Below are 24,859 nucleotides of genomic sequence, written 5' to 3'. Positions count from 1 at the left end.
AGCAGGAAAGGCCAAGCGCGTCGGAACATCTGGGCAGGCTAGCGGCCGGGTGTGAAGTTCACCCGGTTCAGCGACAACCTTCGGGCCTGTTCTTGTCGGTACCCGTCGGTCTACTGAACGCATGGGAGACACGAGTGAAGCAGGAGCGGGAGTTCTTCGCGGTCGAGGGTGTGCCGTGGGCCGAGTCGGGGGTGCCGGGGGTTCGGGAACGGGTGCTGAGCGCGGCGGACGAGGTGGTGCTGACCAGGGTCGCGCGGTGGGCGGCGGGGGTGGACACGTCGGAGGCCGGGGTGATCCGGCACGAGTACGTGGAGGAGGTGTACCTGCTGGAGGGCGACCTGACGGACCTGACGTCGGGGGAGACGTACGGGGTGGGGCACTACGCGTGCAGGCCGCCGGGGATGCCGCACGGGCCCTACCGGACGGTGGCGGGGTGCACGATGCTGGAGATCCGGTACCGGGAGCAGCCGACGTCGGGGGTTTGACCTGCGGTTCCGTCAACGGTCAAGACGTACGGTCCCGGCATGAGCGAATCTCCAGTCCGGCGTCGCGCCGTGCTCGCGGGCACCGCCGCGGGCGTCCTCGCCGCCGCGGGCTTCCGCCCGGCGGCCGCCCAGGCCGACACCCGAGGCGTGAACAGGCCGTTCACGCTGACCGTGATGGGCACCACGGACCTGCACGGCAACGTGTTCAACTGGGACTACTTCGCCAACAAGGAGTTCGACGACTCCGGCCACAACGACATCGGCCTGGCGAAGATCTCGTCCCTGGTGAGCGCGGTCCGCGAGCAGCACGGGGCGCACCGCACCCTGCTGCTGGACGCGGGCGACACGATCCAGGGCACGCCCCTGGCCTACTACTACGCCAAGGTGGAGCCGATCACCCGGCGCCGGGTGCACCCGATGGCGGCGGCGATGAACGCCATCGGCTACGACGCGGCGGCGCTGGGCAACCACGAGTTCAACTACGGCATCCCGCTGCTGCGCACGTTCGAGCAGCAGCTGCGCTTCCCGCTGCTCGGCGCGAACGCGGTCGACGAGCGCACCGGGCAGCCCGCGTTCAAGCCGTACGTGGTGAAGACGGTGTGGCGCACCGGCACGGCCCCGCTGCGGGTGGGCATCCTCGGGCTGACCAACCCCGGCATCGCGATCTGGGACAAGGCCAACGTCCAGGGAAAGATGACCTTCCCCGGTCTCGTCGAGCAGGCCAAGGTCTGGGTGCCGAGGATGCGCCGCGCCGGAGTCGACCTGGTCGTCGTGTCCGCGCACTCCGGTGCGGACACGTCGTCGTCCTACGGCGACGCGCTGCCCTACCCGGAGAACGCGGCCACCCTGGTCGCCGAGCAGGTGCCGGGCATCGACGCGATCCTGGTGGGCCACGCCCACGTGGAGATCCCGCAGCGCCTGGTCGCGAACAAGACGACCGGCAAGCAGGTCCTCATCACCGAGCCCCTGTTCTGGGGCAAGCGCCTCAGCCTCATGGACTTCGACCTCGAATGGGCCCCGCGCGGCGGCTGGACCCTCAAGGCCTCCCGCTCGCAGGTCCTCAACTCGAACACCGTCGCCGAGGACCCCAAGATCGTCCGCCTGCTGACCGCCGACCACGCCAAGGTCGTCACCTACGTCAACTCCAAGGTCGGCACGAACAAGGTGGCCATGTCCGCGGCGACCGCCCGCTACGAGGACACGGCGGCGCTCGACTTCATCAACTTCGTGCAGGCGAACGAGGTGAAGAAGGCCCTGCCCGCCAACACCCTGCCGATCCTCGCCCTCGCGGCACCGTTCAACCGGGCGGCGGCGATCCCCGCTGGTGAGGTGACGATCAGGGACGTGGCGGGGCTGTACATCTTCGACAACACGCTGCTGGCGGTGACGCTGACGGGTGCGCAGCTGAAGGACTACCTGGAGTACAGCGCGCGGTACTTCAAGCAGGTCACCTCCGCCGGACCGTTCCCGGCGGACTCGGTGACGAACGCGCCCACGACCACGGCCCCGAACGGGACACCGGACTACAACTACGACATCGCGTTCGGGCTGGACGCTCCGCTGACCTACGACGTCGACATCGCGAAGGGGGCGGGGGAGCGGATCACCGGGCTGTCGTACGGGGGTGTGCCGGTCGACCCGGCCCAGCAGTTCGTGGTGGCGGTGAACAACTACCGGCAGTCGGGGGGTGGGGGGTTCCCGCACATCTCGACGGCGCCGGTGCTGGTGAACCAGCAGCAGGAGATCCGGCAGTTGATGATCGACTGGGTGAAGGAGGCCGGGGAGATCGATGCTGCTTTGTTCGCGAGGGGGGATTGGCGGTTGACGGCTGGTGGGGTGGGGGTGGTTGTGCAGTAGTTGGGGGCTGGGTTCTCGGCGCTGGGTATCGGTGGCGAGGACTCCGGGGGTGTCGCTGCGGCGGACTACGGGGGTGTCACTACAGCGGTCTCCGGGGGTGTCGCTACAGCGGTCTCCGGGGGTGTCGCTACAGCGGACTCCGGGGGTATCGCTACAGCTGTCTCCGGGTGCGGTCGGCTTGACTTGGGGCCCCTTTTTTGGGCTTCGTCGGGCGAAAAAGGGCAGGTGGTAGAGCCTGCCCGCCGCCGCAAGTTTAAGCCCAAAAACCCCAAGTCAAGCCGACCGCACTAGCGGACGAGCACCGCTCGCTTCCAGCTTCGTCGGGTGGGCGGTGCTCGCTTCCGGCGTTGTTGGGTGGGCGGTGTTCGCTTTCAGCGTTGTTGGGTGACTTGTGTTTGCTGTTCCGGCGTTGTTGGGTCGTTGGCTTTTGGTTCCGGTGTTGTGGGTGCCCGCTTGGTTTCAGGTTGATGGTGAGACCAAGCCGTTCCAGTCCCACCGTGGCATGTCGAGGTCTTTGGGTACTCCTGTGCCTGAGTCGGCCCAGTAGGCGGCGAGGTGTTCGACGTGGGCGGGGTGTTGGTCGGTTTTGGAGAAGGGGTGGTTCAGTTCGGGGTCGGCGAGGCAGCGGGTGTGGTGGGCGGCGGCCAGTGCGAGGAAGGCGGGGGTGCCGCCCGCGTGCTCGAACAGTGAAGGACGCATGGGGGCGAGCGTCGCACAGGGGTCACCTGGTCGTCAGGTCCAAGGCGATGTCGACGAGCATGTCCTCCTGGCCGCCGACGAGGCCGCGGTTGCCCGCTTCGAGAAGGAGGACGCGGACGTCGACGCCGTAGGTGGCGGCGGCGGACTCGGCGTGGCGGAGGAAGCTGGAGTAGACACCTGCGTAGCCGAGGGTCAGGGTTTCGCGGTCGACCCGGACCGGGCGGTCCTGCAAGGGGCGGACGAGGTCGTCGGCGGCGTCCTGCAAGCGGAACAGGTCGCAGCCGTGGCCCCAGCCCTCCAGGGTGGCCACGGCGATGAACGGCTCGATAGGACAGTTGCCCGCACCCGCGCCGTGGCCCGCCAGGGAGGCGTCGACGCGGGTGGCGCCCTCCTCGGCGGCGGCGAGGGAGTTGGCGACCGAGAGCGACAGGTTCTCGTGGGCGTGGATGCCGATCTCGGTGGCGGGGTCGAGGACGGCGCGGTAGGCGCGGACGCGGTCGCGCACGCCGTTGACGGTGAGCCTGCCGCCGGAGTCGGTGACGTACACGCAGTGCGCGCCGTAGGACTCCATGAGCTTGGCCTGCCGCGCCAGCTCCTCCGGCGGTGCGAGGTGGCTCATCATGAGGAACCCGGCCACGTCCATGCCCAGCGAACGGGCGGTGGCGATGTGCTGGGCGGCCACGTCGGCCTCGGTGCAGTGGGTGGCGACGCGCACGGAGCGGACGCCGAGACCGAAGGCGTGCTTGAGGTCCGAGACGGTGCCGATGCCGGGCAGCAGCAGGGTGGTGAGGCGGGCGCGGGAGATGGACGCGGCGACCGCCTCGATCCACTCCCAGTCGGTGTTGCTGCCGGGCCCGTAGGTGAGGCTGGCACCGGAGAGGCCGTCGCCGTGGGCGACCTCGATGGCGTCCACGCCCGCGGCGTCGAGCGCGGCGGCGACCTCGGCCGCCTTCGACGGCGGGATGCGGTGGCGGGTGGCGTGCATGCCGTCCCGCAACGTGACGTCCTGGATGAACAGCCGCCTGGTCATCGGGTCGCCTCCGCGATGCGTTCGCCGACCCGCAGGGCGGCCGAGGTCATGATGTCGAGGTTGCCCGCGTACGCGGGGAGGTAGTGGGCGGCGCCCTCCACCTCGAGGAACACGCTCACCCGGTGCGTCACGCGCTGGTCGCCGACGAGGGTGTGCACGGAGTCGTCGACGGGCGTGATCTGGACCGGGCGCTTGAGGCGGTAGCCGGGGACGTAGGCCGACACCTGGGCGACCATGCGCTCGACCGACGAGGTGATCAGGCCGTGGTCGGGGTCGGCGACCAGGCAGAACACCGTGTCGCGCATGACGAGCGGCGGTTCGGCCGGGTTGAGGATGATGACGGCCTTGCCGCGGCCCGCGCCGCCGACGGACTCGATCGCCGACGCCGTGGTCTCGGTGAACTCGTCGATGTTGGCGCGGGTGCCCGGCCCGGCGGACTTCGAGGCGATCGACGCGATGATCTCCGCGTACGGCACGGGCGTCACGCTCGACACGGCCGCGACCACGGGGATCGTCGCCTGCCCGCCGCAGGTGACCATGTTGACGTCCGGCGCGTCCAGGTGCCGCTCCAGGTTGACCGCGGGGACGACGAACGGCCCGAGTGCGGCGGGGGTGAGGTCGACCAGCCGGGTGCCGAACGGGGCGAGGGCACGGGCGTTGGCGGCGTGGGCGCCCGCCGAGGTGGCGTCGAAGACCAGGCCGATGTCGTCGAACCCCGGCATGGCGACCAGGCCCTCGACACCGTCGGACGTGGTCGCGACGCCGTGCCGACGGGCCCGTGCGAGACCGTCCGACTCGGGGTCGATGCCGACCAGCGCGGCCATCTCCACGTGCTCGCCCAGCCGCAGCACCTTCATCATCAGGTCGGTGCCGATGTTGCCGGAGCCGATCACCGCGACCTTCACGACGTGCCCCCGGAGAACGCGGCGGAGACCTCGCCGACGCCGGTGACGGAGGCCCGGAACCGGTCGCCGGGGGAGACCGGCACCATCGGACCGAGCGCCCCGGACAGCACGACCTCGCCCGCGCGCAACGGGTACCCGAGGTCGCGGGAGGTCGTGGCCAGCCAGGCGACGGCCGTGAGCGGGTCGCCAAGGCAGTCCGAGCCGTGGCCCTGCGACACGACCTCGTGGTCGCGCCACAGGCTCATCGCGCACGAGGGCAGGTCGAGGCCGTCCAGCGGCACCGGCTTGTCGCCCAGCACGAACAGCCCCGACGACGCGTTGTCCGCCACGGTGTCGACGATGCGGATGTCCCAGTCGGCGATCCGGCTGTCCACGATCTCCAGCGCGGCCACCACGTGCCCGGTCGCGGCGGCGACCTCGGCCGGGCCGATCGCCCCGTCGCCCGCGAGGTCGTGCGCGAGCACGAACGCGATCTCGGCCTCGATCTTGGGCTGCAGCAGCCTGCCGATGTCGATCGGCGCGTACGCGGAGCAGGCCATGTCGTCGAGCAGCACGCCGAAGTCCGGCCGGTCGACGCCGAGCTGCCGCTGCACGGCCGGGTTCGTGAGCCCGATCTTGCGGCCCACCGCGGTCGCGCCCGCCGCGACCCGCTCCCGCACCCACACCGACTGCACGGCGTAGGCGGCGGCGATGTCGCCCTCGGGCAGCAGGTCGCGCACCGGGGCGCACGGCCGTCGTTCGGCGCGGGCGGAAGCCAGTCGCAGGGAAGCCACGCGGGTCCCGGACACGTCGGTCGTCATGTCACCTCGAAAGTCGCGCCGATGCCCATCCCGGTGATCCACTCGGGAACGGGCTCGTAGCTCGTCCACACCAGCGGCAGCCCCACGGCCGCCTGCCCGATCAGCCAGGAGCGGATCTCGTGCCCGCCGCTGCCCGCGTTGTCCTCCAGCGCCGCGTCGCCCAGCGCCGTGACCGGCGCCGCGTCGTCGGCGACCAGCTGCTTGAGGAACCAGTCGTCCCAGTCCGCGTTCACGCGCGCGTCGGGGTTGCCGCCCATGGCCCGCACCCTCGGCTCGCGCACGGCGGCGACCGCCCGGACGTCCTTGCGCCCGTGGATCACCGACTCGCGCCTGTCCCCGTCCACCTCGCGGGGGTCGTTGGACGGCAGCCAGTGCGACAGCCCGCCGCTGGCGACCACGAGCACCCGTCCGGCGAACTCCGACCCGCGGATCGCCGCGCCCAGCGCCCGGCCGAGCGCGACGCAGCGGTCCATCGACGGCAGCGGCGGCGCGGCGGTGTTGACGACCAGTGGCACCAGCGGGATCGGGGACCCGCCGGTCACCATCTCGTAGCTCTGCACGACGCCGTGGTCGACGGTGAGCGAGTAGGACAGCGACAGGTCGAACCCGTCGGCCGCGAGCCCGTCGCGGATCGACCACGCCAGCTGCGAGGCGACCGGCAGCGGTCCCGACCGGCTGTCGAAGTCGCCGAAGCCGATGGCCTCCTCGACACCGAGGACGAACGGCGGCATCACGTCGTAGAAGTTGGCGTGGAAGTGGTCGGGCCCCACCACGACGACGGCGTCGGGCGCCAACCGGGCCACGGCCTCGGCGACGCGGTCGGCGTCGGCCATGAACGCGCCGCCGGGCTGCGCCGGGTCCGCGGGCGGTGTCATGGTCGCGAAGGGCGAGTGGGACATGCCCACGAAGCCGATGATCTCGCTCATACCGGGTCCTTGCCGAGGACGAGGAAGTCGTGGTGGGTCCGCAGGTACTCGTCGGGCTTCTCCCACTGCGGCCAGTGCCCCGCGTCCGCGATCACGTGCAGGCGGGCGTCGGGCAGCCACTCCAGCAGCATCGCGGCCTCGTCGAGACCACCGGTGGGGTCGTGTTCGGTCCACAGCAGCAACGTCGGCGCCGCCACCTTGCCGACCCAGCTCGGGTCCCAGGCGAAGTCCTTGCGCACCAACGGGTCCTGGAGCACGAGGGTGTTGGTGATCGCCTGGACGAAGCCCGGTCGGCTGTAGACGGACCGGCGCAGGCCCACCAGCTCGTCGGTCACCATCTCCTTGTGGTGGAACAGGAACTCGACGCGGCGGCGCACGGTCTCGTCGCTGGGGTCTCGCACGGCGGCCATCGTGCTGTCGCGCATCCTGGCCATCACCTCGGGCTTGTTGGCGATGTTGCCGGGCGTGTTCAGCACCAGCCTGTCGACGCGTTCCGGGTGGTGCGCGGCGGTCCAGGCGACCACCCAGCCGCCGAGCGACTCGCCGGACAGGTGCGCGGAGCCGATGCCGAGCGCGTCCATCAGCCCGATCAGGTGGGCCGAGAGCACGTCGATCGTGTACGGCTTGTCCGGCAGGTCCGACCAGCCGTGGCCGACCATGTCGTAGGCGGTGACCCGGAAGTCCGCCGCCAGCCCCGCGATGTCGCGGGCGTAGGCCTCCAGGTGGCCGCCGGTCCCGTGCAGCAGGACCAGGTCCGGTCCGGACCCGGCCTGCAGCACGCGGGTGCGGACCCCGTCGACGTGCACGTGGCGCAGCTGGTGGTCCACGTCCGCCAGCTCGCCCCAGATGCTGATGTGCTCGGGCAGGTCGCTCACGAGGTCTCCTCCTTGAAGCGGGCGCGGGCCTCCGCGAGGGTCGCCAGACCGGCGCTCTGCCGCCGTCCGACGCCGAGTGCGTTGAGCAGCCGGGAGTTCTCGATGGTCAGGAACTCGACCGGGTGCTCGGTGGAGTCGTTGTAGTGCCGGTGCCACGTCCACGGCGGCGTGTAGACGAAGTCGCCGGTCGACCAGGTCCCGGTCTCGTCCTCGACCTCGCTGTGGCCGTCGCCGGAGATGACGTAGTGCACGGTCTCGTGGTGGTGGCGCTGCATGTCCGAGGTGAGGCCCGGCGGGATGGTCTGCCGGAAGATCTCGAACGTCGCGGTCGGCAGCTTCCCGGCGATGGACAGCGTCGTGGGGTTGTGCACCTGCGCGGCGGGCAGGGTCTCCAGCTCCGCCGCCCGCACGACGACCGGCCGCAGGGTGCTGGGGCGGACGACGTCGGCTATCGAGCCGAGGAAGTCGGCCATGCTGAAGTCGGGTCCGGACTCGGCCATCAGATCGTCTCCGTTCGTCCACCGTCGACCGCCAGCACGGTCCCGTTCACGTAGCTCGCGGCCTCGGAGGCCAGGAAGGCCACCGCCGCCCCGATCTCCCCCGGCTGCCCGGCGCGCCCCGCGGGGATGCTCTCGGCGTCGTGCGCCTCGATCTCGGCGTAGTCGCGGCCCGCGGCCTCGGCGCGGTTGGCCAGGACCTGTCTGCGCCGGTCGGTCGCCGTGGCGCCGGGCGCGACGCAGTTCACCGTGACGCCCATGTCCGCGTACTCCCGCGAGAGCAGCTTCGCGGCGGCGGTGACCGCGGACCTCAGCACGACCGATGCCGCGAGGTCGGGCTGCGGCTGCCGCACCGCGGTCGACGTCACGAACACCACCCGGCCGAAGCCCGCGGTCGCCATCCTCGGCAGCGCGAGCCGGGCCAGCCGCAGCGGCCCGAGCAGCAGGAGGTCGAACGCCGCCCGCCACTGCTCGTCGCCGACGTCCAGGATCCGGCCGGGAGGCGGGCCGCCCGCGTTGAGCACGAGGACGTCCAAGGAGCCGAACCGGCTCTCCACCTCGTCCACGGCCGCCTGCGCGGCCGCCGGGTCCGCCACGTCGTTGACCAGTCCGTGCACGTCCGCGCCGGTGCTCGCCTTCAGCCGCAGCACCGCGGCGTCGAGCGCGTCGACGCGCCGTCCGGTGATCACGACCTGGTGGCCGGCGCGCGCCAGGTGTTCGGCGGTCGCGTGCCCGATGCCGGTGGCGCCGCCACCCACGAGTGCGGTCCGAGTGGTGATGACGGGCCTCCTGGAGCTCGGTGTGTCGCCGGTCGCTACGGGGTTAGCCTGGCCCGTGTGAACTCGTGGAGCCAACGATGAGTCCCGCTCAGCGGGACGGCACTTCGGAAGCAGTGGGCGGTCTCGACCGGGCGGCCGCGATCCTGGGCGCGTTCGACGCCACGCACCGGGAGCTGACCCTGGCCGCGCTCGTGGCCCGGTGCGGCATGCCCAGGTCGACGACGCACCGCACCGCCGACCGCATGATCAAGCTCGGCTGGCTGGACAAGCCGAAGGACCGCTACCGCATCGGGAACCGGTTGTTCGAGCTCTCCGGCCTGGCGCCGATCCGGCACGAGCTGCGCGAGGCCGTGCTGCCGTTCCTCCAGGACCTGTACAACGCGACGAGGACCACCGTGCAGCTCGGCGTCCTCAAGGGCGCGCAGGTGCTGGTGGTGGAGAAGATCACCGGTCACCAGCCGATGCCGATGCTGTCCCAGGTCGGCGGGACGATACCGGCCCACTGTTCGGGACTGGGGCGGGCGATCCTCGCCTACTCCGACGTCGCGACCGTCGAGTCGGTGCTGGCGGCGGGCCTCACGCCGCGGACCTCGCGCACGCTCACCACGCCCGTGGCGATCCTGCGCGAGCTCGCGGCCATCCCGCACCGGGGCTGGGCGGTCGACCGAGAGGAGGGCAACATCGGGGTGAACTGCGTGGCAGCGGCCATCTTCGGCCCGCTCGGCGACGTGGTCGCGGCCCTGTCGGTCACCGGCCCGACCACCCTGGTGAAACCGGACCGGATCGGACCCGCGGTGCGGCTCGCCGCGGCCGCCGCGTCGAGGGCGTACGCCACCAGGAGGTGACCACCGCGGGAGAAAGAGTCCCGCTGAGCGGGACTCCGGTTTGGCGGATGTCGGCACCCCACCCCACGCTGTGAGCGCTGACACACCCGACGACCGAAGGAGACCCCGGTGACCCTGGGCGGTGGCTACCTGCTCCCCTCCCGCGACGGCCACGCGATCGCGGCGATCGGGCTCGGCATCACGATGAAGACGGACGGCAAGTCCACCCACGACGCCTACTCGCTCTTCGAGTACACGATCCCGCCGGAGACCAACGGCCCGCCCCCGCACGTCCACACCCGCGAGGACGAGTCGTTCATCTGCCTCACCGGACGCCTCGAGGTCCACCTCGGCGGCGAGGACTTCGTCCTGGAGCAGGGCGACTACCTGTTCCTGCCCCGCGACGTCGTGCACGCGTTCAAGAACCCCTACCGCGAGGAGTCGCGGGTCATCTCCGTCGTCTCGCCCGCCGGGCTGGAGCGGTACTACCAGGCCCTGGCGGACATGCCCCCCGGTCCGAAGGACATCTCCGCGATGAAGGGGATCATGGCGGACTTCGGCATCGAGCTGCGGCTCCCCGCGGAGGTCCAGCAGCCATGAGGATCGCCATCATCGGTGCCGGGGTCGCCGGCCTCACCACCGCCAAGGTGCTGCTGCAAGCCGGTCACGACGTGCTCGTCTACGACAGGACCCCCGACGTCGGCGGGGTGTGGAGCGAGACCCGGCGCTACCCCGGCGTGACGACGCAGAGCTCCAAGGCGCAGTACTCGTTGTCGGACTTCCCGATGCCCAAGGACTACCCCGAGTGGCCTACCGGCGCGCAGATCCAGGCCTACTTCGCCGCCTACGCCGCGGAGTTCGGGGTGGACGAGGTGCTGCGGCTCGGCACCGAGGTGACCTCGGCGGCGCGCACCTCCGACGGCCGGTGGACCGTGCTGACCCGTGACGGCGCCGAGGTGTTCGACCGGCTCGTCGTCGCGAACGGCGTGTTCTGCGAGCCGCTGGTCCCGGCCTACCCCGGCGTCGAGGAGTTCACCGCCGCGGGCGGGGAGCTGTTGGCGGGCACGGAGTTCCACGACGCCGAGGAGGCGCGCGGCAAGCACGTGCTCGTCGTCGGCTACGGCAAGTCGGCCTGCGACGTGGCCGTGCCGATCAGCAAGGTCGCCGCGAGCACCGACGTGATCGCCCGGCAGCTGCTGTGGAAGGTGCCTCGCAGGATCGCGGGCGTGCTGAACTTCAAGATGCTGCTGCTGACCCGGATGGGCGAGGCGCTGTTCCGCTACATCCGGCTGCGCGGGTTCGAGAAGTTCCTGCACGGGCCGGGCAACGGGGTGCGGCGGAGCATGCTCAACTCGGTCGGCTCGGTGTCGGTGCGGCAGTTCGGGCTCGCGAAGCTCGGGCTGGTTCCCAAGGGGCACATGGAGGACATCGTCCGCGGGGCCATCGGCCTCGCGACCGAGGGGTTCTTCGAGGGCGTCGAGGACGGGGCCATCGCGGTCCGCCGCGACCAGGTCATCACCCGGCTGCTGGAGAAGGAGGGGAAGCCGTGGGCCGAGCTGGCCGACGGCACCGTCCTGCCCGCCGAGCTGGTGGTGTGCGCGACCGGGTTCACCCAGGGCGTGCCGTTCCTGGACCCCGACGTGCAGGAGCGGCTGTTCGACGAGCGCGGGAACTTCCTGCTGTACCGGCAGATCCGGCCGATCGGCGTGCCGGGGCTGTACTTCAACGGCTACAACTCGTCGTTCTTCAGCCCGTTGAACGCGGAGATGGCCGCGGTGTGGATCGCCGCCGACGTCGCCGGGATCGTGGAGCTGCCGGACGACGCGGCGATGCGGCGGGCGGTGGTGGAGCAGCTGGAGTTCATGGACGACGCCACCGACCGGCACCACTGCCGGGGCACGAAGATCATCCCGTTCTCCATGCACAACGTCGACGAGGTGCTCGGCGACCTGGACCTGGACATCAAGGCCCGCGTCCGCGCCTCGCACTGGCTGAACCCGATCGACCCGGCGGCCTACCGGGGTGTCACGCCCGCCCTGGTCGCGCGGCTCGCGTCCGCCGAGCCGCGCTCCGAGGCGGTGCCACAGGCTCCCACGGTGGAGGACGCGCGACCGCGCGACATCGCGGGGTGAGACCGGTGACCGGTCGCCGCTCCGCGCGCGGTGACCGGTCACCACCACCTCACCGCGGCGGTCCGGCGTCGACGACCTCCAGGGACAGCGCCAGCGGGTCGAAGTGGATCAGGGACTCCATCCACCAGGTCATGCCCGCGTCGGCCAGCCCGGTGAGGTCGACGTGCTTCGGCTCCTCCCAGGCGTGGCTGGCGTTGCCGGTGACGGCGATGTCGAACGGCCGTCCGGTGGGGCGCACCGCCGCCGCGAGGGCCGCCACGTCGGCGGGGGACATCGTGCGGTCCTCCGGGTTGGGGAAGACGCCGTCGCAGGTCCCGGCTCGGCGGAGCACGGCGGGGCCGCCGGTGGAACTGGCGGCCCACAAGGGGATCGGGTGCGGTTCGGGTGCCGATGCCGGCAGGTCCACGCGGTGGTGCGGGCCGTCGTGCCGCCACGCCTCGCCCGACCACACGGCGCGCAGGACGTCGAGGCCCTCGTCCAGCATCGACGCCCGGACGGCGGGGGCGACCGGTTCGCCGAAGCGGCTGAAGTCGCCGGACTCGTCGGACCCCAGTCCCACGCCCAGCACCAGCCGCCCGCCGGAGAGCCTGCTGACCGTGGAGGCCTGCCGGGCCACCACCCACGGGCGGCGTCGGGCCAACGGGGTGACCATCGGTCCCAGCAGCACCCGCGAGGTCGCCTGCGCCATCGCGCCCAGCGTCGTCCAGGTGTCCACGACGGGCAGTCCGCCCGCGACCACGTGGTCCCACAGGAACACTCCGTCCCAGCCCGCCGCCTCGGCCCGCACGGCCAGGTCGACCAGCACCGCCGGATCACCGAACGGGCCGAACGGCGGCAGGTAGACGGCACTGCGGAAAGCGTTGCGGGTCAAGGGATCCCCTCCAGGTACGTGGACGGGGGCAACCTACAACGCCCTTCCTCAGCCCGGTGAATTCACCCGTTTGACGGCGATGACGTTGTCCGCCACGGTCGCGGTCTGCCCCTCCGGTCCGGTGGTCTCGCGCTCCGGCGCGTCCGCGCGCTCGACCGTCCAAGCCCCGTCCTCCAGGCGCAGACCGGCCAGGGTCTCGGCGGCCGTGGGCAGCCGGACGTCGCCGCCCATCCCCGACCACGGAGGAGCGGAGGCGTGCTCGACGACCAGCAGCAGCCCGCCGGGCGCGACCGCGGCGGCCGCCCGCCGCAGCACCTCCTCCCGCGGGAACTCCACGGGTGACTGGAGGAACTGGGCCGAGACGAGGTCGTAGGTGCCCTCGGGGAACGTCTCGCCGAGGTCGTGCCGCTCGAAGGAGATGCCCAGGCCCTCGGCGGCGGCCTCGGCGCGACGCAGGGCGGTGGGCGAGACGTCGACGGCGGTCACCTTCCAGCCGCGGCCGGCGAGCCACACGGCGTCGGCGCCCTCGGCGCAGCCCAGGTCGAGCGCGGTGCCCGGCGTGAGCGGCTCGACCACGTCGACCAGGAACCTGTTCGGCTTCCCGCTCCACACCCGGTCGCGGGCCTGGTACAGCTCCTCCCAGAACGCCTCGGTCATCGGGCCACCGCCGCGCGGGAGCGGAGCTCGGCCACGGCCGCGGCGGTCTCCTCGGCGATCAGGTCGGCGTTCACCGCGGCCGCGGCCTTCACCCCGGCGGCCGCGGCCATGACGACCTGCGCGAGCGGGTCGGTGACGTTGCCCGCGACCCACACGCCGGGGATCGAGGTGGCGCCGGTGGGGTCGGCCTCGGCGTGGTCGCCGAAGCGGTGGCCCATGATCTCCAGCGGTGCGGTCTCCAGGCCCAGCGCGCGCAGCACGTCGGCCTGGGAGCGCAGTGCGGAGGTGACGGCGAGGGCCTGCCGGGCGACGACCTCGCCGGAGCGCAGCCGCACGCCGGTGAGCCGGTCGTCGTGGACCTCCAGCCCGGCCACCTCGTCCTCGACGACGGTGATGCCGCGCGCGGCCAGCTGCTCGGCCTGCTCGGCGGTGAGCTCGGACGCGGCGCCGCGGAACAGCACCACGTCGTCGCTCCACTGCCGGAACAGCAGCGCGCTGTGCGCGGCCATCGGCCCGGTGCCCAGGACGCCGATCGCCCGGTCGCGGATCTCCCAGCCGTGGCAGTAGGGGCAGTGCACGACGTCGCGGCCCCACCGCTGCGCCAGCCCCGGCACGTCGGGCAGCTCGTCGACCAGCCCGGTGGCCACGACCAACCGCCGTCCGAGCACCGCGTCGCCGTTGGCCAGGTCGACGGCGAACCCTCCGTCGACCCGCCGGGCGCCGGTCGCCACGCAGGACACGACCTCGCCGCCGTAGCGGACGACCTCCTCGCGGCCGGTCGCCACGAGCTCCGCCGGGCTCATCCCGTCACGGGTCAGGAACCCGTGCACCCCCGCCGCGGGGGCGTTGCGCGGTGCCCCCGCGTCCACCACCACGACCGAGCGGCGCGCCCTGCCGAGCACCACCGCCGCGCTCAGGCCCGCGGCCCCGCCGCCGACCACCACCACGTCCACCACGTCCTCGTTCATGCCACCACTGTGCGGCGGAGGCCGGGCAGCGGGCAAAGATCTTTGCCATTATGGCAACGTGGACGACGACTTCAGTTCCGTGCTCACCGCGGTCGGCCCCCGGTTGCGCGCGCTGCGCAGGCAGCGCGAGACCACGCTGACCGACCTGTCCGCCGCGACCGGCATCTCCGTCTCGACGCTGTCCCGGCTGGAGTCGGGCCAGCGCAAGCCGACGCTGGAGCTGCTGCTGCCGCTGGCGCGCGCCTACGGGGTGCAGATCGACGAGCTGGTCGGCGCGCCCGCGACCGGCGACCCGCGGGTGCACCTGCGCCCGGTCAAGCGCGGCGACCTGACCATGGTGCCGCTGACCCGGCGCGCGGGCGGCGTGCAGGCCTACAAGCTGGTCGTCCCCTCCAGGGGGTCGGGCGTCCCGGAGACCAAGACGCACGAGGGCTACGAGTGGATCTACGTCCTGAGCGGGCGGCTGCGGCTCGTGCTGGGCGACCGGGACATGGTGCTCACGCCCGGCGAGGCCGCCGAGTTCGACACCCGCGTGCCGCACTGGTTCGGCAGCGCCGACAGCACGCCCGTCGAGGTGCTCAGCCTGTTCGGCAGGCAGGGCGAACGCGCCCACCTGCGGGCCAGGTCCGGCGGGTGAGGAGCGGCCGGGGTGTCACGGTGGTTCGCCCGGCCGACGGGTGATGATCATCATCCTGGCTGATTGGTGTCACCTCGTCGGGTGAACTTGCGGCCACAACCTGCGATTTCCGGTATCGCGGTTCGCAATTGGACACCGCCATCGGGTACCAACACCCGGTGCTGAAACCCCGACCACCGCGACCCTGGCTCGTCGGCGCCGTCCTCGTGCCCGCGCTCCTGGCGGCGACCGGCGTGCTGGTGCAAGGGCACCGGATCGAACGGGACCTGGGCGACCGGGTCGCGCACGCCATCGACGAGTCCGGGAACGCCGACGGCGCGGTGTCCGTCGACGGGCGCCGGGTCACCGTGTCCGGTGTCGTGCCGCGGGAGTCGGCGCGGGTGCAGGCGCTCGTGGCCGCGGTGCCCGGTGTCACCGCCGTGACGGTGCACGACGCCGAGCCCGGCCAGCTGCTGCTCCTGGTGCGCGCCAACGAGATCGTGCTGGCGGGGACGCCCGCCGACGCCGCCGAGCGCAGTGCGCTGGTCGAGGCGGTCACCGCCCGCGCGGGTGACCACCGGGTCACCGACGTGCTGGCGCCGAAGGCGGGGCAGCGGCTCCCGGTCGCGCCCGCCGTGGCCGCCTCGATCGCGGGCGCGGTCGTGGACAACGGCGTCCACGACTTCACCGGCGTGGTGCAGGGCGGTGTGCTGACGGCGCGCGCGACGGTCGTGGACGAGCAGCGCGCCACGACGTTCGGGGGCGTGCTCACCGGTGCCGCCGGGAACCTGCGCGTCGCACCGGCGATCGAGGTGGGACCGTCCATCCAGGACAGCGCCCTCGACCTGCCCGCGCTCGGCGACTCGATCAACCGGCTCGTCGGCGGCAACGGCAGCATCCGCTTCCAGCCGGACACCACGACGTGGCAGGGCCACGGGCCGGTGCTGGTCCAACGGGTCGCGCGGATGCTGCTGGTCGCGCCGCGCGCCACCATCACGGTGCGCGGGCACGCGTCGGCGGCCGCCGCAGACGCCCGCGGCCTGGCCGAGACCCGCGCCCGCATGGTCCGCGACGTCGTCCTCGGACAGGGGGTGAACCCGGCCATGGTGGAGACGGCGGTCAGCCTCGACGACGCGCCCGAGTCCACCGACACCTCCCGCCAGGTGGACATCCTCGTCCGCTAGCGGGGTGACCGCGACACCCGCCGGGGAGCCGAACCGGGCGAGTGGCTTGGCGGGAGACTCCCGTCGAGGACCGTGGTCACCACTCCGGGGCCCGGTCGGGCCAGGGGCGGCCCCGGACACGGCGGACGGCCCACGTGCGACGACAGCGGGCACCGCCCCGTGCCCGGCTCCCCTCTGACGGGAGTCGGGAAACAGACCCTAGGAGTTCGTTGTGCTCTGGTTGTTCACGCAGATGTTCGTGCTGTGCGCGGGTGCGTTCCTCGCCGGCTCGCTGCTCACCTGGCTGCCCATGAGGGCGCTCGTCCGGAGGCTGCGCGCCGAGGCGGCCGCGGCCCCGAGACCGGTCGCGGCGCTGGCCGCGCCCACCGTCGTGGTCGTCCCCGAGCCACGCACCAGGACCGCGCGGACCGAGTCCGAAGTGGACGTTCCGGAACCCGGGCCGCGCCGTCCGGAGCCGGAGTCCGAAGTGGACCTCCCGGTGAAGGGCAACTCCAAGTCGCGGATCTTCCACACCGAGCTCTCGCCGTACTACCGCCGGATGAAGGGCGACGTCCGGTTCCGCTCGGTAGAGGAGGCCGAGCGCGCGGGCTACACGGCCTGGTCGCCGCGCTCCCGCTCCCAGCTCGCCGGGTCGGCCCAGTAGCTCGGGTCCGACCAGCGCGGGTCCCACTGCCAGCCCTGGTCCTCGTCGGTCTTCCCACGGGTCGCGAGCAGCGCGAGCGCGTTGACCGCGGCCCAGCCGAGCGCGACGCCGACGACCTTGGTGCGGGTCGCCTTGTCCGGAGCGGCCAGGCCGAGCACGACGCTGTCGCCGATGTCCATCGCGACCCTGGCCAGCAGCGCCAGTCGGAGCGGCACACTCGAGGGCGCGAGCGCGACGGCCAACCCGGACACCAGGTCGCGCACCCCCACGGCCGTGCCCAGCGTGCGCGACGAGGGCGAGTCGCCGAGGCCGGTCGGCCCGGTCAGCACCTCGGGCTTGGCGATGACGGCCGCGCTGTAGACGGCGGTGGCGGCCCCGAGCGCCCTGGGGAACCAGCTCATGTCGAACACTCCTCGGTTGGTGTCGAAACCCAGGCTCGCGCGGCGCGGGGGCCCCGACAACCCCTGATCGTCCGCGGCCGACTAGGGGTGGTGGATGATGTGGGCATGAGCCCCGACCTGTCCGCCGCGCGGGGCAAGCTCCTCCCGGACGTCCTCGGTCCGGGGTTGGACGTGGTGTTCTGCGGCATCAACCCCGGTCTGTACTCCGCGGCCACCGGGCACCACTTCGCCAGGCCCGGCAACAGGTTCTGGCCCGCGCTGCACCGCGGCGGGTTCACGCCACGCGTGTTCGCCGCCGCCGAGCAGGACGAGCTCCTCGGTCTCGGGCTGGGCATCACGAACCTGGTGGCGAGGGCCACGGCCCGCGCCGACGAGCTGACCGCCGAAGAACTGCGCGCCGGAGCCGTGCGGCTGGCCGAGATGGCCGCGGAACACCGGCCAGAGGTGGTCGCCGTCGTCGGGATCACGGCGTACCGGACCGCTTTCGGGCGCAAGAAGGCCGTGGTGGGAGCGCAGGAGGAACTCCTCGCGGACGCCCGGCTCTGGGTGCTGCCCAACCCCAGCGGCCTCAACGCCCACTACCAGCTCCCCGACCTGGGGGACGCGTTCGCCGAGCTGCGGGAGTCCCTCGGGCGGTAGCTCACGAGCGCTTGTGGGCCAGCGAGATCAGCCTGCGCAGCTCGCTCTCGCCCAGCCCGCCCCACACCCCGTAGGTCTCCTCCACGGTGAGCGCGTGCTCGCGGCACTCGCGCTGCACGGGGCAGTTCCCGCAGATCTCCTTGGCCCTGGTCTCCCGGCGGTCGCGGGCCGCGCCGCGTTCGTTGGGGGTGTGGAAGAACAACGAGCTGTCGACGCCGCGGCACAGGCCGCGGAGCTGCCAGTCCCACGATTCGGCGACCGGAACCGGCAGTCGGGACAACTCGGGCATGTGACCACATCCTCGCTCGGTGGTCACCACTCTAAATTCGATTCAATATCGGTTCAACTCGGAACACCCGAGATGATGAACACGGTTTCGACCGCGTCGCGCAGGGACACCGGCCGCCGGGCGCCCTCGGGGAGGGGCAGGCCGTCCCAGCCGGATCCGCCGAGCAGCACCGCGGACACCTCGGCCACCTCCTCCAGCGGCACGCTCCGGGCGTGCGCCCGGTCGTGGGCCCACAGCACCACGGTGCTCGGCGACAGCAGGCGCACGGCGCTGAGCAGGGCGGCGGGCGGCACGCGGGCACCGAGGTTGCGCGACGGGCAGCCGCGTTCGGCCAGCGCGGCGGCCAGCGCCACCAGCGGCAGGGTGTGCTGCTCCTCCGGGGCGCTCGCCAGCAGCGCGGGCAGTCGGCCGTTCTCGACCGGGTCCCCGACCCGGTGCAGCGCCTGGAGCATGGCGTCGGTCGCGACGTGCTCGACGCCGATGCCGCCGCCCCGGTCCTCCGCCCGTTCGCCGAGCTCGACCAGGAACGGCATCAGCACGGCCTCCCACGCCTCCACCACGCCCAGTGCGGAGACGAGCGCGGTGGTGAGCCGGGTCAGCCTCGGGGCGTCCAGCCGGTCCGAGGCGCTGACGAGGTCGTGGAACTCGGGGACGGGCCCGACGCCGCCGCGGGCCATGGTGGCCGCGGCCGCGGGCGCGACGCCCTGCCCGGTGAGCTCCAGCATCCGGCGCAGCCTGGCCACGTCGATGTCGTCGTAGCGGCGGTGCTTGCCCTCTTCGCGGGTGCGCGGGCCGAGCCCGTAGCGCCGGTCCCAGGTCCGCAGGGTCGTGGGGGAGATGCCGAGCGTGCGCGCCACAGCCCCCGCGCTCCAGCGGGCGCCGTCGCTCACGATGATCACCACCTCTTCCGGTGGCGAAGCATATGCCTCAGAGGCGGCGGAGACCGTGGAGAACGCGTTCCAGCAGCACGAGGTCGGCCTGGCCGCCCGCCGAGCCGCCGTTGGTCTCGTGCACCGAGACGACCCCCATGCCGATGAGGTCGCTCAGCAGCACCCTGGCCACCCCCAGCGGGATCGACAGGACCGCGGAGACCTCGGCCACCGACCGCGGCAGCGCGCACATCTCCACGACCGACCGCTGTTCCGGGCTCGTGGAGCGCATGGCGGTGTGGAAACCGCCCTCGGTCACCGAGATCAGGGTCTCGAGCCGCAGGTCGTGGTCCGCCGTCGTGCGGCCGCCCGTCCAGGCGTACGGGCGGACCAGCGACTTGCCGGTCTCCTCGTAGTGGGGCTCCTCCTGCTGGGGGACCCCGTACCGCTGGTCCTCGTACTGCGGCTCCGGGATCGGCTCCACGTAGTCGAAGTCGTGCTCGAACGCGGCCGTCTCCTCGAGGGGCGTCTCCTCGGGCTCCTGCTCCAGCGTCCGCCGGAGCGCGGACGACCCGAACCTCGCGCCGGTCTGCCCGACCTGGCCGCGCAGCGAGCGCCGCGCCTTGCGGGGCTTGGGGACCGCCTCCGCCAAGTGCTCCGGTTCGTGCGGAGGCTCGACCTCTTCCTCCTCGATGGTCCGGCGCAGCGAGGGCGACCCGAACCTGGCCCCGGTCTGCCCGACCTCGCCCCGCAGGGAGCGGCGGCGCCTGCGCCCGCCACCCGCCGCACCCAAGCCCGAGCCGTCCACCATGACCACCACGTCGCCACCCAGAGTGCATCGTCCGTCACGGACACGCTAGACGGAACCACGCACGGCTCGTTGCGCGGACGTTTCGACCTCGTGCATTCCTGGTTACCCGGTGCGCTTCTTGCGCAGACCGGTGACCAGCAGCGTGATGCCGCCGATGACGGCCAGCAGGCCGATCGCCGTCCACAGCTGCTGCCCCGTCATGAAGCTGCCCTTGATCACGTTCAGACCCTGCAGCGTCCACACCGCGCCGAACAGGACGAGCAGTGCGCCCACCACCACGGATACCCACTTGTTCATGGTCAAGTCGTACCATGTGCCGATGACCAAGCCGCCCATCCGAGACGTGCAGATCGCCGACGACATGATCAGGCTCGGCCAGTTCCTGAAGCTCGCCGGACTGGCGGAGGACGGCTCGCACGCCAAGGAGCTCATCGACGGCGACGAGGTCACCGTCAACGGCAGGCTGGAGATCCGGCGCGGCGCCCAGCTGCACCACGGCGACGTGGTCGCCGTGGGTGACGAGCGCGCCCGGTTGCACGCCGCGCACTAGGGCGCGGACGTCGTTCCGTTGCCAGTTTTTCCCGACCGCTCCTTTTCGGTCGCTCATTCCCGTCAAGTGGGTGTCGGCACCCTCATCAAGTGGGTGCCGACATCCGGATAACGGCTGTGTCCTCATCCGGATGTCGAATGCCCGATGGATTCCCGATGAATACTGCCGCCCCGATTATGCGAGGCCTGCTCGACTTCTTGGTTCATCCGTCCCAACGCGGTGATCTTCCCGGCCGAGTCGCCGACCGGATCCACCCCGGCGGTGACCGGAAACGCGCCCGCACGGATTCACCGCGTTCTCGCGGCGGCGCGCCGGAAGGCGAGGATGACGTACGCCACATCGTTCAACTAAGTGCTGATCATCCGCGTAGCGCGCGCTGAGCCAACCGGGCGCCCGCGTTTCTCCCGCCGTCACGGGAACGCCACGGCCTGCTGCTCTGAATAGCTGCCTCCGCAGGGTGAATGGGTGATCGCGCAGCGGGTTCGTCCACATGGGACAAGGGTCTTTCGGCCCATCAAGTGCGGCCGTACGCCTACTTGGAGAACTCTACGCAGAGTGTCTGTAACGGGCCGCCGGGTCGGAACGATATGTCGTGCGGCTCATCTGTTTGTAGGGGTTTCGAGCAGTCTCCTCGTCGGTTTGGTCTAACGCGTCGCCAACTGGTAATGGGTGTCACCGGTGGTTACCCGGTGAACCTGCCGGGTCACTTTCGGAAATTCCCGAGTCGGGTCGGACTATGTCTGTAACGCCCGTGGGTGATCGAACGAATGATGGTTTGCAAGTGCCGGTTCGTCGCGTTCAAAGATGTCCGGTTTCGCATGAGCTGTCGGTCAACCAATTGCCGTACCACGCGGGTCCTCGGGGACGCCCTGCGAACGTGCACGTCCGAACCGGCCGAACCGGGGGAGAACCACGATGAGTGAGCAGGTCCAACCCACACGACGCAGACCGGTCGTGGGGATCGTCCCGACGGGCACGGTGCAGTCGCCTCGGCAGACGCACCCGCCGGTGGCCGCGTGGGAGTCGCGGTACCGACGGGGCGTCATCCTCGGCGACGTGCTGGCGACCATCCTGGTCGTCGCCTCGTTCGGCGGGCTGATGGCGGCGCGGCACAGCGCCTTCGTCCCCATGTCGATCCTCACGCTCGAGGTGCTGACGGTGGCCGTCGTGCTCGGCTCGCTGTACCTGAGCCGGGTGTGGAACGCGAACGTGCTCGGCCAGGGCGCGGAGGAGTTCCGCAGGCTCGGCAGGGGGCTGTTCGCGTCGGTGGTCGCGCTCGGCTTCGGCGCGCTCGCGGTGGACATCCCCGGCGCCCGCCTCTGGGTGTTCGTGGTGGGCCCGGCCATCGCGCTCGTCGTCTTCCCCCTCCGCTACCTGCTCCGCAGGCCGCTGCACCGCGCGCGCTCCGAAGGACGCTGCCTGCTGCCGGTGCTCGCCGCGGGGAACGTGGCGACGGTCGGGGACCTGATCTCCCGCACCCGCAAGGCCACGCACCTCGGCTGGCGGGTCGACGCCATCTGCACCCTGGACGGCCGGGCCGCGCTCGGCATCGACCTGGAGGGCGTGCCGGTCGTCGGCCGCTTCCGCGACCTGGCCGAGCAGGTCCGCCGCGGCGGGTACCGCATCGTCGCCGTCACCCCGGACGCCTACTGGACGCCGCGCAGGCTCCAGCAGCTCGCCTGGGACCTGGAGGGCACCGGCACCGAGATGGTCGTCGCGCCCGCCCTCATGGACTTCGCGGGCCCGCGCCTGCACGTGACCGGTGTGCTGGGCATGCCGCTGCTGCGGGTCAGCGAGCCCGCGTTCACCGGCTTCCGCTGGGCGATCAAGGCGTGCGTCGACCGGATCGGCGCCATCGCCCTGATCCTCGCGTTCACCCCGCTGCTCCTGCTCGTCTCCGCCGCCGTGATGATCGACAGCCGGGGCCCGGTGTTCTACCGGCAGCGCCGCGTCGGCAAGGACGGCGCGGAGTTCACGATCGTCAAGTTCCGCACCATGGTCACCAACGCCGACGCGCTGCGCACCAAGCTCGCGTCGGTCAACGAGGGCTCCGGCGTGCTGTTCAAGATGCGCAAGGACCCCCGCGTGACCAAGGTCGGCAGACTGCTGCGCCGCTACTCGGTCGACGAGCTGCCGCAGCTGCTCAACGTGCTCTCCGGGACCATGTCGCTGGTCGGCCCCCGGCCGCCGCTGCCCGAGGAGAGCGCGAAGTACGCCCCCGAAGTGCGCCGCCGCCTGCTGGTGAAGCCCGGACTGACCGGGCTGTGGCAGGTCAGCGGCCGAAGCGACCTCTCGTGGGAAGAGTCCGTGCGACTCGACCTGCGCTATGTCGAGGACTGGTCTCTCGCCCTCGACGCGCTCATCTTGTGGAAGACCTTCCGCGCCGTCTTCGGCGGCCAAGGAGCCTACTGATGGAAAGGGACGACGTGACGCCGATCGGCATCGCCGTGATCGGCGCGGGTTACTGGGGTCCGAACCTCGTGCGCAACGCACAGGCGACTCCAGGGCTGAACCTGCGCTACCTCTGCGACCTCGACGTGGAGCGCGCCCGCCGCGTGCTCGGCGAGTACTCGACGGTCGCCGTGTCCGGCTCGCTCGACGACGTGCTGGCCGACCCGGAGGTGCACGCGGTCGCGATCGCGACCCCCGCGGCCACCCACCTCCCGGTCGCCATGGCCGCGCTGGAGGCGGGCAAGCACGTGCTGGTGGAGAAGCCGTTGGCGGCGAACTTCGCCGACGGCCGCAAGCTGGTCGACGCCGCGGAGAGCCGCGGCCTGACCCTCATGCTGGACCACACCTTCTGCTACACCCCGGCCGTGAGCCACCTGCGCGAGCTCGTGCGCGGCGGCGAGCTGGGCGAGATCCAGTACATCGACTCGGTGCGGATCAACCTCGGCCTGGTGCAGCCGGACGTGGACGTGCTGTGGGACCTGGCGCCGCACGACCTGTCGATCTTCGAGGCGATCCTGCCCGACGACGTGCGGCCGGTCGAGGTCTCCGCGCACGGCTCGGACCCCATCGGGGCGGGCCACGCCTGCGTCGCGCACCTGACCATGAGGCTGTCCAACGGTTCCATCACGCACGTGCACGTGAACTGGCTGTCCCCCACCAAGATCCGCACGATGGTGATCGGCGGTTCGGCCCGCACGGTGGTGTGGGACGACCTGAACCCGACGCAGCGCCTGTCGGTCTACGACCGCGGTGTCGACCGGGAACGCGAGCACAAGATCATCTCCTACCGCACCGGCGACATGGTCGCCCCCGCGCTGCCCGAGCGCGAGGCGCTGCGCGGTGTCATGGCGGAGTTCGCGGCCTCGATCACCGAGGGCCGCCCGCCGCTGACCGACGGCCGCGCCGGCCTGCGCGTGCTGGCGATCCTGGAGGCGGCGTCGGAGAGCCTGGCCAACGGCGGGGCGTTCGTCCCCGTGCAGCAGGTCGACGGACCAACGAGCAGTGGAGGCGGCACCTCATGAGCCAGCAGCCCATCGCGGGCCAGCGCGCGCTGGTCACCGGCGGAGCGGGTACCATCGGCTCCGCCGTGGTGGACCAGCTCGTCGAGGCCGGGGCCACCGAGGTGGTCGTGCTGGACAACTTCGTCCGCGGCCGCCGGGAGAACCTGGCCGACGCCCTGGCGAGCGACCGGGTCACGGTCGTCGAGGGCGACATCAACGACCGCGACCTCGTCGGCGGGCTGACCGAGGGCATCGACCTCGTGTTCCACCTCGCCGCGATCCGCATCACCCAGTGCGCCGAGGAACCGCGGCTCGCGCTGGAGTGCCTGGTGGACGGGACCTTCACGGTCCTGGAGGCCGCCGCGGCCGCGAACGTCAAGAAGGTGGTCGCCTCCTCGTCGGCGTCGGTCTACGGGCTCGCCGAGTCGTTCCCGACGACCGAGCGGCACCACCCGTACAACAACGACACCTTCTACGGCGCCGCGAAGGCGTTCAACGAGGGGATGCTGCGCAGCTTCCACGCCATGAACGGCCTGGACTACGTGGCGCTGCGGTACTTCAACGTGTACGGACCGCGGATGGACGTGCACGGGCTGTACACCGAGGTGCTGATCCGGTGGATGGAGCGGATCAACTCCGGCGAGCCGCCGCTGATCTTCGGCGACGGCGCGCAGACGATGGACTTCGTCCACGTCCACGACATCGCCCGCGCCAACGTCCTCGCGGCGCGCGCGGACGTCACGGATACCGTCTACAACATCGCGAGCTCCCAGGAGACCAGCCTCAAAGGACTCGCGCTGGAGCTGCTGGCGGCCATGGGGTCGGACCTGGAGCTGGAGCACGGTCCCGAGCGCAAGGTGAACGGCGTCACGCGCAGGCTGGCCGACATCGGCGCGGCCGCGCGGGACCTCGGCTGGAAGCCGGAGATCGGGCTGTCGGACGGTCTTCGGGGTCTGGTCGACTGGTGGGCCGCGGAGTCCGCCGGTCGCCCTGCGTGACCAAAGAGGACCGGTTGGGCGTATGTCGCTGCGGTTGAACAACTTTCGGCCCGCTACCCGCCAAACGTTGTAACGATGAGTGGTCCTCGTCCGAACAACAAC

At 71.7% G+C, this 24,859-nt stretch carries 28 protein-coding genes; 13 read left to right on the top strand and 15 right to left on the bottom strand.

Annotated features, from left to right (window positions below; all coding sequences use genetic code 11):
• Nucleotides 1-134: 134 nt before the first annotated feature.
• Together CLV43_RS22830 and CLV43_RS22825 are read left to right on the top strand one after the other, a co-directional pair.
• Complete coding sequence (locus CLV43_RS22830) at nt 135-485, top strand: cupin domain-containing protein (RefSeq protein ID WP_106189257.1); 351 nt, start codon at nt 135-137, stop codon at nt 483-485.
• 39 nt (nt 486-524) lie between these two features.
• Complete coding sequence (locus CLV43_RS22825) at nt 525-2,342, top strand: bifunctional metallophosphatase/5'-nucleotidase (protein ID WP_106189256.1); 1,818 nt, start codon at nt 525-527, stop codon at nt 2,340-2,342.
• 721 nt (nt 2,343-3,063) lie between these two features.
• Here the strand turns inward: CLV43_RS22825 and dmpG are convergent.
• The 7 genes from dmpG to CLV43_RS22785 are packed head-to-tail and all read right to left on the bottom strand — an operon-like array spanning nt 3,064 to nt 8,832.
• Nucleotides 3,064-4,071, bottom strand: coding sequence for a 4-hydroxy-2-oxovalerate aldolase (dmpG, locus tag CLV43_RS22815; RefSeq protein WP_106189255.1), 1,008 nt, complete (start codon nt 4,069-4,071; stop codon nt 3,064-3,066).
• The gene (locus tag CLV43_RS22810) at nt 4,068-4,976 is read right to left on the bottom strand and encodes an acetaldehyde dehydrogenase (acetylating) (protein ID WP_281262174.1); all 909 of its coding nucleotides are present in this window, start codon (nt 4,974-4,976) and stop codon (nt 4,068-4,070) included. The genes dmpG and CLV43_RS22810 overlap by 4 nt, the downstream gene beginning before the upstream one ends.
• Entirely contained in the window at nt 4,973-5,776 is an 804-nt protein-coding gene (locus CLV43_RS22805) for a 2-keto-4-pentenoate hydratase (protein WP_106189254.1), read from the bottom strand. The genes CLV43_RS22810 and CLV43_RS22805 overlap by 4 nt, the downstream gene beginning before the upstream one ends.
• Nucleotides 5,773-6,702 (bottom strand): DODA-type extradiol aromatic ring-opening family dioxygenase, encoded by a 930-nt coding sequence (locus CLV43_RS22800; protein ID WP_106189253.1) that lies wholly within the window; start codon nt 6,700-6,702, stop codon nt 5,773-5,775. The genes CLV43_RS22805 and CLV43_RS22800 overlap by 4 nt, the downstream gene beginning before the upstream one ends.
• Nucleotides 6,699-7,577, bottom strand: coding sequence for an alpha/beta fold hydrolase (locus tag CLV43_RS22795; protein WP_106189252.1), 879 nt, complete (start codon nt 7,575-7,577; stop codon nt 6,699-6,701). The genes CLV43_RS22800 and CLV43_RS22795 overlap by 4 nt, the downstream gene beginning before the upstream one ends.
• A complete protein-coding gene (locus tag CLV43_RS22790; RefSeq protein WP_106189251.1) occupies nt 7,574-8,077 on the bottom strand; it encodes a cupin domain-containing protein in 504 nt (167 codons plus the stop codon). The genes CLV43_RS22795 and CLV43_RS22790 overlap by 4 nt, the downstream gene beginning before the upstream one ends.
• A complete protein-coding gene (locus CLV43_RS22785; protein ID WP_245886823.1) occupies nt 8,077-8,832 on the bottom strand; it encodes an SDR family oxidoreductase in 756 nt (251 codons plus the stop codon). The genes CLV43_RS22790 and CLV43_RS22785 overlap by 1 nt, the downstream gene beginning before the upstream one ends.
• Before the next feature lie 98 nt (nt 8,833-8,930).
• Here CLV43_RS22785 and CLV43_RS22780 point away from each other — a divergent pair, with 98 nt between their 5' ends.
• From CLV43_RS22780 to CLV43_RS22770, 3 genes are all read left to right on the top strand, one after another.
• Complete coding sequence (locus CLV43_RS22780; protein WP_106189250.1) at nt 8,931-9,698, top strand: IclR family transcriptional regulator; 768 nt, start codon at nt 8,931-8,933, stop codon at nt 9,696-9,698.
• Nucleotides 9,699-9,806: 108 nt separating this feature from the next.
• Nucleotides 9,807-10,277: a cupin domain-containing protein gene (locus CLV43_RS22775; protein ID WP_245886818.1), complete on the top strand. Its 471-nt coding sequence runs from the start codon at nt 9,807-9,809 to the stop codon at nt 10,275-10,277.
• Nucleotides 10,274-11,809, top strand: coding sequence for a flavin-containing monooxygenase (locus CLV43_RS22770; protein ID WP_106189249.1), 1,536 nt, complete (start codon nt 10,274-10,276; stop codon nt 11,807-11,809). The genes CLV43_RS22775 and CLV43_RS22770 overlap by 4 nt, the downstream gene beginning before the upstream one ends.
• Nucleotides 11,810-11,858: 49 nt before the next feature.
• On the opposite strand, the gene CLV43_RS22765 is transcribed toward CLV43_RS22770, so the two are convergent.
• The 3 genes from CLV43_RS22765 to CLV43_RS22755 are packed head-to-tail and all read right to left on the bottom strand — an operon-like array spanning nt 11,859 to nt 14,305.
• On the bottom strand, nt 11,859-12,680 hold the full coding sequence (locus CLV43_RS22765) for an LLM class flavin-dependent oxidoreductase (RefSeq protein WP_106189248.1): 822 nt from the start codon (nt 12,678-12,680) through the stop codon (nt 11,859-11,861).
• Between the two features lie 48 nt (nt 12,681-12,728).
• On the bottom strand, nt 12,729-13,337 hold the full coding sequence (locus tag CLV43_RS22760; protein ID WP_106189247.1) for a class I SAM-dependent methyltransferase: 609 nt from the start codon (nt 13,335-13,337) through the stop codon (nt 12,729-12,731).
• Nucleotides 13,334-14,305 (bottom strand): NAD(P)/FAD-dependent oxidoreductase, encoded by a 972-nt coding sequence (locus tag CLV43_RS22755; protein ID WP_106189246.1) that lies wholly within the window; start codon nt 14,303-14,305, stop codon nt 13,334-13,336. The genes CLV43_RS22760 and CLV43_RS22755 overlap by 4 nt, the downstream gene beginning before the upstream one ends.
• A 58-nt stretch (nt 14,306-14,363) precedes the next feature.
• Here CLV43_RS22755 and CLV43_RS22750 point away from each other — a divergent pair, with 58 nt between their 5' ends.
• From CLV43_RS22750 to CLV43_RS22740, 3 genes are all read left to right on the top strand, one after another.
• The gene (locus CLV43_RS22750) at nt 14,364-14,942 is read left to right on the top strand and encodes a helix-turn-helix domain-containing protein (protein WP_245886814.1); all 579 of its coding nucleotides are present in this window, start codon (nt 14,364-14,366) and stop codon (nt 14,940-14,942) included.
• 158 nt (nt 14,943-15,100) lie between these two features.
• Nucleotides 15,101-16,105: a BON domain-containing protein gene (locus CLV43_RS22745; protein ID WP_146174874.1), complete on the top strand. Its 1,005-nt coding sequence runs from the start codon at nt 15,101-15,103 to the stop codon at nt 16,103-16,105.
• Between the two features lie 211 nt (nt 16,106-16,316).
• The gene (locus tag CLV43_RS22740) at nt 16,317-16,748 is read left to right on the top strand and encodes a sunset domain-containing protein (RefSeq protein ID WP_106189243.1); all 432 of its coding nucleotides are present in this window, start codon (nt 16,317-16,319) and stop codon (nt 16,746-16,748) included.
• Here the strand turns inward: CLV43_RS22740 and CLV43_RS22735 are convergent.
• Nucleotides 16,694-17,149 carry a hypothetical protein gene (locus tag CLV43_RS22735; protein ID WP_211304480.1) on the bottom strand — a complete coding sequence of 152 codons (456 nt, stop codon included), beginning with the start codon at nt 17,147-17,149 and terminating at the stop codon, nt 16,694-16,696. The genes CLV43_RS22740 and CLV43_RS22735 overlap by 55 nt on opposite strands.
• Nucleotides 17,150-17,254: 105 nt before the next feature.
• Here CLV43_RS22735 and mug point away from each other — a divergent pair, with 105 nt between their 5' ends.
• Complete coding sequence (gene mug / locus CLV43_RS22730) at nt 17,255-17,788, top strand: G/U mismatch-specific DNA glycosylase (protein WP_106189242.1); 534 nt, start codon at nt 17,255-17,257, stop codon at nt 17,786-17,788.
• Nucleotide 17,789: 1 nt separating this feature from the next.
• Here mug and CLV43_RS22725 read toward each other — a convergent pair whose 3' ends face one another.
• The 4 genes from CLV43_RS22725 to CLV43_RS22710 all read right to left on the bottom strand — a co-directional run bounded on the left by CLV43_RS22725 (nt 17,790) and on the right by CLV43_RS22710 (nt 20,054).
• Nucleotides 17,790-18,077 carry a WhiB family transcriptional regulator gene (locus tag CLV43_RS22725; RefSeq protein WP_106189241.1) on the bottom strand — a complete coding sequence of 96 codons (288 nt, stop codon included), beginning with the start codon at nt 18,075-18,077 and terminating at the stop codon, nt 17,790-17,792.
• Between the two features lie 53 nt (nt 18,078-18,130).
• A complete protein-coding gene (locus tag CLV43_RS22720; protein ID WP_245886813.1) occupies nt 18,131-18,976 on the bottom strand; it encodes a MerR family transcriptional regulator in 846 nt (281 codons plus the stop codon).
• A 28-nt stretch (nt 18,977-19,004) separates the two neighbouring features.
• The gene (locus CLV43_RS22715; RefSeq protein ID WP_106189365.1) at nt 19,005-19,757 is read right to left on the bottom strand and encodes a DUF742 domain-containing protein; all 753 of its coding nucleotides are present in this window, start codon (nt 19,755-19,757) and stop codon (nt 19,005-19,007) included.
• Between the two features lie 102 nt (nt 19,758-19,859).
• Nucleotides 19,860-20,054, bottom strand: a complete 195-nt coding sequence (locus tag CLV43_RS22710) for a hypothetical protein (RefSeq protein ID WP_106189240.1) — start codon at nt 20,052-20,054, stop codon at nt 19,860-19,862.
• A gap of 22 nt (nt 20,055-20,076) precedes the next feature.
• Here CLV43_RS22710 and CLV43_RS22705 point away from each other — a divergent pair, with 22 nt between their 5' ends.
• From CLV43_RS22705 to CLV43_RS22690, 4 genes are all read left to right on the top strand, one after another.
• Nucleotides 20,077-20,307 carry an RNA-binding S4 domain-containing protein gene (locus CLV43_RS22705; protein WP_106189364.1) on the top strand — a complete coding sequence of 77 codons (231 nt, stop codon included), beginning with the start codon at nt 20,077-20,079 and terminating at the stop codon, nt 20,305-20,307.
• Nucleotides 20,308-21,222: 915 nt separating this feature from the next.
• Entirely contained in the window at nt 21,223-22,719 is a 1,497-nt protein-coding gene (locus CLV43_RS22700) for a sugar transferase (protein ID WP_106189239.1), read from the top strand.
• Nucleotides 22,719-23,780, top strand: coding sequence for a Gfo/Idh/MocA family protein (locus CLV43_RS22695; RefSeq protein ID WP_106189238.1), 1,062 nt, complete (start codon nt 22,719-22,721; stop codon nt 23,778-23,780). Before CLV43_RS22700 ends, CLV43_RS22695 begins: the two co-directional genes overlap by 1 nt.
• Nucleotides 23,777-24,757, top strand: a complete 981-nt coding sequence (locus CLV43_RS22690; protein ID WP_106189237.1) for an SDR family NAD(P)-dependent oxidoreductase — start codon at nt 23,777-23,779, stop codon at nt 24,755-24,757. The genes CLV43_RS22695 and CLV43_RS22690 overlap by 4 nt, the downstream gene beginning before the upstream one ends.
• Nucleotides 24,758-24,859: the final 102 nt, after the last annotated feature.

Origin of the sequence: Umezawaea tangerina, from assembly GCF_003002815.1 — a bacterium.
Lineage (GTDB): Bacteria > Actinomycetota > Actinomycetes > Mycobacteriales > Pseudonocardiaceae > Umezawaea > Umezawaea tangerina.
Note: the sequence above shows the minus strand (reverse complement) of the source record. Positions and strands in the feature narration are given on the sequence as shown.